The organism is Vreelandella aquamarina, from assembly GCF_900110265.1.
Lineage (GTDB): Bacteria > Pseudomonadota > Gammaproteobacteria > Pseudomonadales > Halomonadaceae > Vreelandella > Vreelandella aquamarina.
In genome coordinates this window covers 1-11,280 of the sequence record NZ_FODB01000079.1, presented here as the reverse complement: position 1 = coordinate 11,280, position 11,280 = coordinate 1, and the positions used below count along the sequence as shown (strand labels likewise).

The window sequence follows — 11,280 nt, the reverse complement described above, 5'->3', positions numbered from 1 at the left end:
AGGCACGGCAGATCATCCTCGACTTCGGGCAGGATATCGGGCGCATGACGGTGCTCAAGACGCTGCGGAGCCGACTGCGTTATCCACGAGGAACGCCATGCTGACCGTCAATCGGCGACACTCTATCCACAAGCAGTTCCAAGCGACACGCGATCGCCAGATATGTCGTGCCTGGCGGGTGGAAAGGCATGACAAAACGGGCCGTCAGCACCGATCAGCACGGTGGGTTTTGGCAATAACGGGCTTGCGAAAGCCAACTTGCACGGGCGAATGATCAAAAAGTGCTCGCTGGCGGTGATAGGGAAAGTGTCGGCGCCGGCTTCACGGATTCAGGTTTATACTCCAGGGAGAACTTAGCCCAATCCAACACGGCAGCTGCAGACGACTGCTTTCTACTTCGTGCAACCTCAAAAAGCTGGAGGGTCTCATCATCGTAACAACCCTCTTTACGCCTGAGTCTCGCTTCGCTCAACGCCTTCTCAATCTTGCCAGTATTTTTAATCATTTTGTCAGTATTTTTAATCATTTTTTCAGAAAGTAAGAAAATTCCCGAGCACGCTCAACTACATTTGATGAAGCAATACTTCTACTCTTAACCCAAGAACGATACTCAAAGGACTGCGAAGCATCCAGGGCGCCAGTCAGCTGATTTTTCCAATCATTTGAATCATTTACCAACCAAACACCCGAATTACTCAATCGTTCAAAGTCACCATTGTGGCTAGCAACAGTTGGCAACCCAAAGAAGCCAGCCTCAATTGCTTTCAGACTAGATTTGCACTGATTAAAAGGAGTATTTTCCAAAGGGGCTATTGCAACCGCGATATCTTCATAGCAACTTTTATAGTTATAGAAAGGAACCTTTGGAAAAACTTTCACCTGAGGCCCCAAAGTGGATACCCCGTCCCCCACCTCTCCGTATATGTGCAAACTCAACCCTTCGTCTTCATCCAGCAAAGCTTTTAAATGATGACGACACTCCATGAAGTCACGATCATGACTTCGAGTACCCGACATATACCCTATCACTCTAGGCGGAGTTTTTTTTAAATCATACTCTTCCTTTTCACTATACCAGCCATGATAGACAGAATTGGGCAAAACAAAAACGCAGGATGAGGGCCACCTTTTTAAGACTCTAACTCTTAGCTCTTCAGTAGAAACTGTAATAAAATCAAATTCACTTATAGCTTTTTCATGCTTTTCAAAATCAAGCCGCACGTCTGAAATCTTGCGCACTCCATTAAGAAAGGCTGGAGAGAACTCAGCAAAGTATGGATCCATGACCAAGTCATCAAAATCACATACTACTTTCTTCTTGAAGGCTCTACAAAAATTCAATATCCAACGGAACCTCCACCCATTACGCGGGCGATGCAGAACAACACAGTCACTTTTTAGCAAAATGCTTGGCGTCACTTCTGAGCAATGATAAAGCATCGAAAAATGCCCTATACTCTCTAGCCCCAATGCCAAATTTTCACAACGATATATAAAAGAAGGGTCTTGCCGATACCGAGGAGCACTTTTCACAAAAGAAATAAAAATTAACTTCATAGGCAACCCACCGGGGCCTCATCGTTATTGCCAACCAGGCTACATCAGGCAGAGCATGCCCACTCAACCCAGAATACAGAAGGGGCGCGACCGACGCGAAGAAGTAGATGCCCTCCATCGGCCGCGCCCCATCACTCACAGAAGTCAGCGCTCCTCACTACTCACCACCTAACGCAGCGAAAAATCTTCATAATCTAATGTAAGGTTGGGGTTGTAAGCCGGGTCATCATCTAATGCTTTGCTCCAAGTACGCCGCATATACGCAACCTCAGAGTTAGCGCGTGCACGCTTGGCGGGGTTGTCGTCGGCACCACGAGAGACAGACTCATGGTGATAGAGCTCAGCGTAGGGCGTCCAGAGGTTGCGATAGCCCGCCTTGCGCACCTTCAGGCACAGGTCCACGTCATTGAAGGCGATGGGCAAGTTCTCTTCGTTAAGGCCACCGACCTGCTCAAACACGGACTTTCTTAATAACAAGCATGCTGCTGTTACAGCTGACAAGTTTTGTACTAACTTCAGTCGATAAAAATAACCTGGGTGGTCTCTATGAAAATGCTTGTGTGAATGACCAGCCACGCCTCCTAGCCCCAAGATGACTCCACCATGCTGCACGGTGTCGTTGGGGTAATAGAGCTTCGCCCCCACACAGCCCACCTCGGGGCGAGACACCTGCTCCACCATTTCCGTTAGCCACGTACCTTCGGTGGGTTCCACATCATTGTTGATCAACCCGATAATGCTACCTTTGGCATTGGCGGCACCAAAGTTATTGATCGTGGAGTAGTTGAAGGGCGCATCCCACAACAGCACCTTCACGCGTGAATCCCGCGCGGCAACGTCATCCAAATAAGCGAGGGTTTCCGGGCAGGTGCTCTGGTTATCCAGAATCAGCAATTCAAAGTGGTTGTAGTCCGTGCGATCCAAAATAGCATCTACGCAGGGCTTTAAAATATTCACGCCATCTCGAGTGGGCACCAGCAGGCTGACTAACGGCTCAGGCGATGGCATCGGCCAGCGCACTCGCTGAGTGCCCGGCAACAGCCCTTCACTTACCTGCGCTTGGCTGTGCACGTTATTGAGGTGTTGCTGCACCAGCGGCACATAAGAAAGCGAGACCGTTTCTGGGTGGCCGTGATAGACCACATGCGGCACATGTGCCACCCATTCAGGGCTAAAATCAGCACGACGAACAACGCTAAGCACCTGCGCATAATCTAACCAATCGGCATGGTCGCTGTGTTCGCCACACTGTTGAGCGGATAAACGAGGAATAATGGCATGCTGATAGCACACCGCACGCCCTGTATAGGGCATAGAGAGCAGTAAGTCTGGGTTCCAACCGGGCTTAAAGCGCGGCGAGTGGCGTATGCCATGCTCATCTAATGCATCTTCATCGGCGATAAGCAGCTTCGCCTGGGGGTTACCTTCAGCAATTTTGGCCGCATAGTAAATAGCCGCCGTGGCCAAGCGATCTCCTGGCCGCAAATACCATACCCAGGCATGTTCGCAGTAAGTGAGCGCCTCGACGCGTTGGCTGGCTAGGGTCGCTGCCTCGCTCTCTACTACCACCAAGCCAGCCAGTTCCCGCTGCCACTCTTCCAGCCAATGCTGCAGGGCTTCGCGCCGATTGGGGGATATTAAAAGCACGACTTGATGCGCCGCCAACGACTGTTCAGCCACACTCGCCAAACTCTCGCCCAGCTGACTGAGCTTTGAACTGCGCCAAGGGCAGCGTTTCAAGGGTACTGCTCAGCAGCAGCACGCTGCACTCGAAACGCTGAAGATGGCGCTGTTTAGCCACATCGTGTTCGCTGGGCGCACGACGGCGCTCAATCAAGCGTATCCATTTTTGATAATGGCGCTTAATCGACATACTGATCAGCGTGGTTTCATAATCTTCAAGCGCAATCTGCTGCCACTTCCGGCCTTGCTTGGCTGCTTGCTGCTTGCTGCTTGAGGCTTTGCATGACCTCGGGCAGCGGTAAATCCCGATAATGCTCATGCATGTTGGCAAGCCGTTGGAGCAGACGATTATGAGCAAAAGTAGGGGTTAGCCAAACAAAGCGGAAATGCTGAAGGCTAAACGTCCCCTCGACGCTCATCGGTGAGTAGGTCAGCCGCTTCACCCCAAAGGGCACATAGACCAAACGCTTGGTCACTTTACCCACTCGCAAAGGCAGATCGACAGTCACTGAACGATGGACCGATTCAAGCGTTAGCGATGCAACCACGCCGGTGACATCCTGCTCGCTGGCCACTTCCAGCATATTCCAGCCAGGTAGAGGGAGCTGCCCTTCTAGCAAAAACAGGGGTTCTGTACCTTCAGCACGCCATTTGCCTTCCTGCTCGGAAAAAGAGAGCTGTTGCAAAGGATTAAAGCGTTGCGGGGATCGGTGATGTAGATACCAGCGTGTATTATTTGGCGAGCGAGTAACGTTCATTCAAAAAGCGTCTAATCCAACGGATAGGAAGCGCGCATGGTAACAGCCCAGCGGGCATGCGGCACAATGGGTGGAAAAAATGGCCTTAGATTAACCACGGCGTTAAGTTGAGCTCAGCGAGCAAAACATCCTCGGCAGGCGGGCAAATTTGGCGCTTCGCTACCATTTCAAGCTCTTCTTCAGACAAGGCATCTCAACGGCTCTGAGAGACACTGAGCAGCAGGCTGCCATGAGGCTCAGCTCTTGTCCTGCTCTTCCGGCAGGGAAAAATCCAGGCCCAAGGCTCGCTCGGGGTGGGTATCGTCATCACGAACAGCAGCCGCCGTTCCTGGCATCGGCGTCGGGGTAACGACAGATGCATCAGGCCGAGTCAGCCGCCCAAGGCCTTTCTCAAGGGGGAAGTACTCCAGCTCAAAACCATGATCCTTGGCCCAGCGCTCACAGATATCCTTCTCTTCCTGGCGGATGGTGTCATCCATCCACACCTCGGGATTCGGTGAGAGCTTTTCGGCCAGTACAGGCAACGCGGGATAACGGCTAAACAGGCAAGTGGCTCCGGGCGGGCCATCCACCCACAGCAAATCAACGTTCTCGACACCTTCCAGCAGCGAGACCGGATACCAGCGCGACGGCTTATCGGCATCCTCGGGGTTCAGGTGCTCACCTTCCCAGGCTTCCAGGTCACCGATGCGCAGATCGACCCAGTCCTCCAAGGATTCCGCTTGCAGCGTACCAAGCGTCTGCGCCCCGTAGTGGTCGCTATGCTCGATGGAAATTAGTTGACCCGAACCGTTCTAGCGCAGGGCATCGGCAATCACCAGCGTGGAGGCACCGCTGCCGAATTCGACGATGACCTGAGGACGGGTGGCCATGATGTGCGCATGCAGGCGCAGCAGCACGTCAGGCGAGGTCGCCCAGCCCCGCAGCGGGGGCAGCTGGCCCTTGATCGTCAACCGGCGCTGCAGCCAAGAGAGGCTTTCCAGCTGGGCGTAGAGACGGTTCTGAACGGTGATCAGATCACGGGTAAGCTTGTTCGACATCTCCTTATTCTTTGATGACAGAGAGGCCTCAAGCGCCGCCAGCTCAGGGGGCAAAATATCAGGTTCTTGTTCCGCCATGCCGGACATCAGCTCCGTAAGAAATCGATCATTGTTTCGGCACTGGTCACGATTCATGAACCTCACTCGCCGTCATCGTGCCCTGCAAGCTGCGCAGCGTGTTTGCCACCAGCTCTTCGGCGCGCTCGTTACTCACCGACTCCACATAACAACGCAGCTCCGGCGCATTCCCCGAGGGCCGCAAATGAACGATATCCCCATTGGTCAGGGTAACGCGTAGGCCGTCAGTGGTATCCGCCTTGACGATGGCATGCTCCAGGCCCAGCGCCTGCTGCATGACGGGAAGGTCCGATTGCCAGCGGGCCAGCAGCACCTGGCTCTGCTCGGTTGGGAAGTTCTTGAGTCGGTCGCTGGCGGTATAGCGCTCCGGCAACCCCGCCACCAGAGCCGATAGCGGCTTGCTCGCTCGGGCGCCAGCCACCATCAGGGTGAGGGCCGGCAACAGGGCATCCCGCGTTGGCAGTGCCGCCAGGCTCTTCGCCTCTTGCTGAACCGAGCTTCCGAGCAGAAAGCCACCGTTGGCCTCAAAGCCCGCCACGCGTTCATGCTCTGTAGTCAACTGTTCCATGGCCGCCAGCACATAGGGCGAGCCGACCCGGGTACGAACGACCCGTTCAAAGGCCCCACACGCCTCAATGGCCGTGTTACAGCTCACCGGAACCGCAAGCGCCTGAATCCCCAGCTCACGCGCACAGAGCAGGCCCACGATATCGCCACGCAGCCAGTGCCCTTGCTCATCCGCCACCAGCGGGCGGTCGCCGTCACCGTCGGTGGTCAGCAGCGCATCCAGATGATGCCGCCTTGCCCAGTCTCTGCCCCTGGCACGGTCCTCGTCACTGACGGCTTCCGTGTCTACCGGCACAAACTGCTCGCTGCGCCCCAACACCACGACCTCGGCACCCAATGACTCCAGCACCTGCCGGTTGAGATCGCGACCCGCCGCGGAGTGCTGGTAGAGCCCGATACGCTGGCCGGCAAGCGGCTGGCCAGGAAACCATTCCAGGTAACGCGCCACGTAACTGCCAGCGGCGGCATGGCTCTCGGGCTCACGCTCGATAACGCTCAACCTGGGGAGCTCGGCGGCAACACCCATGATGGCCTGTTCATCCGCTTTCGTGATTTCCCCCTCAGGTCGATAGAACTTGATACCGTTGCGATCGAAGGGGATGTGGCTACCGGTAATCATGATGGCGGGCACACCATCGGTCATAGCCTGCAGGGCCAGTGCAGGTGTCGGCAGTACACCATAGTCCACCACTTCAACACCCAAGGCACGAGCTGCGGCGCTACAGGCCGCGGCCATGGTGGGGCTGCTGGGGCGGCGATCCAGCCCGATGGCCACCTGGCTGATCTCGCCCTGTTCACCCATGACGCACAAGAAAGCGGCCGTAAAGGCCGCGCAGACGTCATCAGTGAACTGCTCAACCAGCCCGCGTGCCCCGCTGGTACCGAATGCGACGCCACTCTGCGCCAGAACCTCGCTGATCTTGGGAGTCGTCATGGTCAGCAGCGCCCGTAGCTGTCTTCGAAGCGCACGATATCGTCCTCGCCCAGGTACTCCCCGCTCTGCACCTCGATCATCACCAGCGGGATGATCCCGGGGTTTTCCAGGCGGTGCTGGTGGCCGGCGGGGATGTAGGTCGACTCATTGGTGCGCAGCAGGATCTCCTGCTCGCCATTGACCACCTTGGCGGTGCCGCGCACCACGATCCAGTGCTCGCTGCGGTGATGGTGCATCTGCAGCGAGAGAGACGCTTTCGGCTTGACCTCGATACGCTTCATCTTGAAGCCTTCCCCCTCCTCCAGCACCGTGTAGGTGCCCCAGGGACGGTGCACGGTGACATGGTGCTCGTGCAACTCGCTCCCGTTGCGCTTGAGGCACTGGACGATCTTCTTGACCTCCTGGCTGCGATCCTTGTGGGCCACCAGCAGCGCATCCGGGGTATCCACGATCACCAGGTCTTCCACCCCCACGGCGGCGGTCAGCCGGTTGCGGCTGTGGATATAGCAGTTATGGGCATCCTCCAGCTCCACCTCGCCGATCAGCCGGTTGCCGTTGGCATCCGGCGCCACCAGCTCAGCCATGGCCTGCCAGGAGCCGATATCGCTCCAGCCCAGCTCGCAGGGCACCACCGCCACGCGGCGGGATTTCTCCATCAGCGCATAGTCAATGGAGTCCTCCTCCACGGCGCCGAAGCGCTCCGCACACAGGTGTGCCACCGTGTGCCCTTCCCCTTCGCTGCGCCGAGCGGCGGCCAGGGTCTCGGTCACGGCCTGCAGCAGCCCCGGGGCGTGACAGGCCAGCTCCTCCAGCACACTACCGGCGCGGAAGCAGAACATGCCGCTGTTCCAGAGATGGCGGCCACCGGCCAGGTACTCCTCGGCCAGCTCACGGCTGGGCTTCTCGACGAAGCGCACCACCCGCTGGGCCTGGCCACTGCTCGCCGTATCGGCCAGCTCGATGTAACCGAAGCCGGTTTCCGCATGACTGGGCTGAATGCCGAAGGTGACCAGCTGCCCTTCCGCGGCAGCCTCGGCGGCATGCGCTACCGCCTGGGCGAAAGCGGCCTCGTCCTGCACCAGGTGATCGGCGGGCAGCACCAGCATCAAGGCGTCGTCGCCATAGCGACGCTGCAGCTCAAGGGCAGCCGCCGCCACGGCGGGGGCGGTATTTCGCCCGAAGGGCTCCAGCAGATAGTGCAACGGCTCGCTGGGGGCCAGCTCGCGGTAATCATCCTCGGTGCGGAAGAACAACTCGCGGTTGGTCACGGTGGTCACGCTCTCCACGCTGCCGGCGGCCTGACCACGCCGGTAGGTCTTCTGCAGCAGCGACAGCCCGTCTTCCATGCGGATGAAGGGTTTGGGGTGTGCCTCGCGGGAAACGGGCCACAGGCGTGAGCCGGCACCGCCGGCGATGATCACGATATGCATGGTGGGTCCTTGCGTGTTGACGCGATGAGATCCGTTCGGTAGGGCTTAGTCGGGTATAGATAATGAAGCGGATGATACTGCCACTCCGAGCCGTTGCCAAGTGGCGGCGATACGCCGTGCCAGGTCATGGCGGGCGGCCGAGTCCGTCACGCTGGCCAGAGCCGCAATGGCGGCCTGCTGAACATCGGGAGAGGAAGCGGCGGCGCGGTCGTGTTCATGGCGCCGATCGTCGATGCCTTCGGGGGCCAGCTTCAAGCGCAGGCTATCCAGCTGCCGGGCCAGCAGCGGCGGCGGTTCGGCCGCCTCGTCGGTGGCCTGTTGCAGCAGGGCGATGGCCGCCTGGGTGCGCTCCTGTTGATCCAGGCAGTTGGCCAGGGCATGAACCAGTGGCGGCTTGCCCGGGTGGCGTTCGAGTGCCTGGCGAAGATGGCGCTCGGCCTGCCCATGGCGGCCCTGGGCCAGCCACAGGTTGGCCAGGCGCACGTGAAAGATGGCATTGGCATCGTTACGGGCAATGGACTGGCGGTAGAAGTGTTCGGCACCTTCATCATCCAGCTCGGCCTCGCGGCAGGTGCCCAGCAGCAGGAACAGATAGGGTTGCGACTTGCCGCACAGCAGCACCTTGACGAGCGCCTGCTCGGCGCCCAGCGCGTCGCCGCGGTTGAGCCGCGCGCGGGCGAGATATTCCCAGCACTCCGGCACGAAACGCGCCTCCTGCTCGATGCGCCGTTGCCAGTGGCCCACATCCAGCGGCAGCGCGGCATTCTCCGCCAGCGTTTGAAGCTGCTGTTGCAGGCTGCCCGTCGGCTGGGCCGGCGTGGCAGGTTCTCCGGGGGCGGCGGGCTGTGCCTCGGCCAGCTCAAGCAATGCCTGAGTGGCCTCTGGTGCTGCGTCATGCGCCTTCACCCAGTGGGGTGCTTCGTTGTCCCCATGATGGTCGGCATTCGCCAGCAGCCGCTGCCACATGGTCTCCAGCTCCTCGACCAGAGCAGCGGGCAGCCGCTGGCGAATGCCTTCCTCGATGCGATCGTGGCTCAGCGAGTGGCGGATCGTCGAAGGCGTTTCAGCATCCAGTGCTAGTCCGAAGCGCTGATTGATCGTCTCGATGACCGGCAGGCCTGACAGCAGCGCCTGCTGGGTAACCACCAGGCACTGCTCACGACTCTCCTCCAGCAGCGGCAGCAGGCGGCGATGATAGGCCAGCCACATGCGTGCCGCCTGCTCAGGCTGGGCCCAGAAGCTGGCATTCAGCTCAGCGCTGCCCTCACCCACCGCCAGCGCCTGGCCATGGCGGCGATAGAGCGACTGCACGCTGCCGCTCCAGTGGCGCAGCAGCACCAGGTAACGCCCCTGCTCCCCCAGCACCTGGCGCCAGGCGGGCAGGAACAGGCAGGCTCGTGGGTCCTTCGCCCCCCAGGGGCCGCCTGCCGTGGCACCGCGGCGTTGTACGTAGCGCTCCAGCAGGTCCAGGCGCAGCGCCGGGTCCAGCTCACTCTCGTCGTGGAAACGCCAGTCCACACCGTTCAGGCGCAGCAGCCGATCATGCAGATCGACCAGCGGCATATCCTCGTAATGCCCCTCGGGGTTGGACACCGCCGGCGGCATCAGATAATGGCCCATATTCAGGCCGGCGCTGTGCAGCCACTTTGAGAGAGAGGAAGAGAGGGAGCGGTGGAAGGCAAACAAGTTGTACATTTTTCCACAAGCCGTTCATCAGAATTATTTGAAAACACAAAATAAGAAATGAGATTTCAATACAAAGAACCGTCATACTCATCAATGAATCGCTCTTTCCATTCGTTGGAAATATTTAATGACTGGCGCTTAGTTGCTGGCAGCAGGGGCATGTCTGATAAGGAAACAGGCTCACCAAGGATATCAAAAACACCTTTTAGCGTTGAGGGGAAATCTTTCAACAAATCCTCATAATAAATCTCTTTAAATGAAAACCCTCTAGTCAAGAAAAAAATTCCCAAGCTGCATTATGCTTAAGAATGGCTTTTAATTTTTTTCTATATCAAAATAACTATACTCCACTTTATTTGGCGGTATCTCTGAGCCCAGCCAAACACCGCTCTGAACTGCCAATGAGTGCGATACAGCTTGAGATAAAACATCTTTTCGTTTGATAAGCAAAAAACATGGCCTAGGAAAAGCGTCTAAAATATCGCCACCCAAGTTACGGAACCACAACATTTGAGAATAGTGGATCTTGATAGAAAAAACACCATTAGGCGACGTTCTAATCTTTTTCAACTTATCAATAACTTTTAGAGGTTTTTTTCACCCAGGACATCCGACCAACGCTTCAAGTTGTTTTTTTGTAAATATTCAAGTGGAAACCCCGCCTTTCCAGTTTCATACAAGGAATGCCCTAGCATATGACTCCCACACCTTGGGGTTGAACATATAACTAAGCACCTGACATCTTCAACATTATCAAAAGATGGAAAATTTAAATCCTCACCAAACTGCTTAGCATAAAAATTATTCATCCGTGCCGTTCTCTTCAACAAACCTATCAAGCCATTCCTGAGTGTCTTTTACACCCTGATCCACAGAATACCAGTCATCGAAAATATTACATCTTGCAACATCGGAAAGCTTGTCAACGTTTTTATGAGAACTCCTTCCAACGGTAGAAAAATAATCCTTAAATTTGAAAGCACCACCAACATGCAGGTCTTTTCTTTTAAACCACACATTGGGCACTCTCAAAGAGTCTGCAAAAATAAGCCCATGAAGGCTTTCGCTGATAACTAATTTCGACTTGGCAATCTCATTTAAAACATATGCATAATCATAAGTCCGCATATCTATTAAATTGAAACCATCATCCTCAGAAATTTTTTCATTGTATAAATCAAATTTTGAATGATGTGGGATGAATGAGACTTCGTGCACCTTTTCAAACTCATCACTTACACCCAACACACCCCTAGCTAGTAAGCCTAGGTCTCCAACACCCAACACATCATAGCCATTATTATTGAGAATCGCTTTTGTTAGCTCTCCACGAGCGCCATAAACCTTCAAATCCACACTATTGTCTATCTGCAACCTGAATCCGTGAAGCCGGCGCCGACACTTTCCCTATCACCGCCAGCGAGCACTTTTTGATCATTCGCCCGTGCAAGTTGGCTTTCGCAAGCCCGTTATTGCCAAAACCCACCGTGCTGATCGGTGCTGACGGCCCGTTTTGTCATGCCTTTCCACCCGCCAGGCACGACATA

At 56.2% G+C, this 11,280-nt stretch carries 13 protein-coding genes; all 13 read right to left on the bottom strand.

Annotated elements, in window-relative coordinates; genetic code table 11:
* Positions 1-522: 522 nt before the first annotated feature.
* The 13 genes from BMY49_RS17315 to BMY49_RS15965 all read right to left on the bottom strand — a co-directional run bounded on the left by BMY49_RS17315 (position 523) and on the right by BMY49_RS15965 (position 11,089).
* A complete protein-coding gene (locus tag BMY49_RS17315) occupies positions 523-1,557 on the bottom strand; it encodes a glycosyltransferase family protein (protein ID WP_143058149.1) in 1,035 nt (344 codons plus the stop codon).
* Positions 1,558-1,725: 168 nt separating this feature from the next.
* Positions 1,726-3,237: a glycosyltransferase family 2 protein gene (locus BMY49_RS16000; RefSeq protein WP_244154993.1), complete on the bottom strand. Its 1,512-nt coding sequence runs from the start codon at positions 3,235-3,237 to the stop codon at positions 1,726-1,728.
* Positions 3,230-3,430, bottom strand: coding sequence for a hypothetical protein (locus BMY49_RS17945; protein ID WP_244154992.1), 201 nt, complete (start codon positions 3,428-3,430; stop codon positions 3,230-3,232). The genes BMY49_RS16000 and BMY49_RS17945 overlap by 8 nt, the downstream gene beginning before the upstream one ends.
* 25 nt (positions 3,431-3,455) lie before the next feature.
* Entirely contained in the window at positions 3,456-3,926 is a 471-nt protein-coding gene (locus BMY49_RS17940; RefSeq protein ID WP_244154991.1) for a hypothetical protein, read from the bottom strand.
* A 308-nt stretch (positions 3,927-4,234) separates the two neighbouring features.
* Complete coding sequence (locus BMY49_RS17630; RefSeq protein WP_208596218.1) at positions 4,235-4,711, bottom strand: hypothetical protein; 477 nt, start codon at positions 4,709-4,711, stop codon at positions 4,235-4,237.
* Between the two features lie 81 nt (positions 4,712-4,792).
* Positions 4,793-5,116 (bottom strand): hypothetical protein, encoded by a 324-nt coding sequence (locus tag BMY49_RS17625; RefSeq protein WP_208596217.1) that lies wholly within the window; start codon positions 5,114-5,116, stop codon positions 4,793-4,795.
* 46 nt (positions 5,117-5,162) lie between these two features.
* On the bottom strand, positions 5,163-6,617 hold the full coding sequence (locus BMY49_RS15990) for a phosphomannomutase (protein ID WP_089676031.1): 1,455 nt from the start codon (positions 6,615-6,617) through the stop codon (positions 5,163-5,165).
* A 2-nt stretch (positions 6,618-6,619) separates the two neighbouring features.
* The gene (locus BMY49_RS15985; RefSeq protein ID WP_089676030.1) at positions 6,620-8,047 is read right to left on the bottom strand and encodes a mannose-1-phosphate guanylyltransferase/mannose-6-phosphate isomerase; all 1,428 of its coding nucleotides are present in this window, start codon (positions 8,045-8,047) and stop codon (positions 6,620-6,622) included.
* 45 nt (positions 8,048-8,092) lie between these two features.
* A complete protein-coding gene (locus BMY49_RS15980) occupies positions 8,093-9,667 on the bottom strand; it encodes a tetratricopeptide repeat protein (RefSeq protein WP_167359386.1) in 1,575 nt (524 codons plus the stop codon).
* Positions 9,668-9,798: 131 nt separating this feature from the next.
* Positions 9,799-10,008: a hypothetical protein gene (locus BMY49_RS17310; RefSeq protein ID WP_143058148.1), complete on the bottom strand. Its 210-nt coding sequence runs from the start codon at positions 10,006-10,008 to the stop codon at positions 9,799-9,801.
* A gap of 40 nt (positions 10,009-10,048) precedes the next feature.
* Complete coding sequence (locus BMY49_RS18210) at positions 10,049-10,243, bottom strand: Stf0 family sulfotransferase (protein WP_089676028.1); 195 nt, start codon at positions 10,241-10,243, stop codon at positions 10,049-10,051.
* A 74-nt stretch (positions 10,244-10,317) separates the two neighbouring features.
* On the bottom strand, positions 10,318-10,542 hold the full coding sequence (locus BMY49_RS18205) for a Stf0 family sulfotransferase (RefSeq protein WP_089676027.1): 225 nt from the start codon (positions 10,540-10,542) through the stop codon (positions 10,318-10,320).
* A complete protein-coding gene (locus BMY49_RS15965) occupies positions 10,535-11,089 on the bottom strand; it encodes a polysaccharide pyruvyl transferase family protein (RefSeq protein WP_167359385.1) in 555 nt (184 codons plus the stop codon). The genes BMY49_RS18205 and BMY49_RS15965 overlap by 8 nt, the downstream gene beginning before the upstream one ends.
* Between the last annotated feature and the right edge of the window lie 191 nt (positions 11,090-11,280).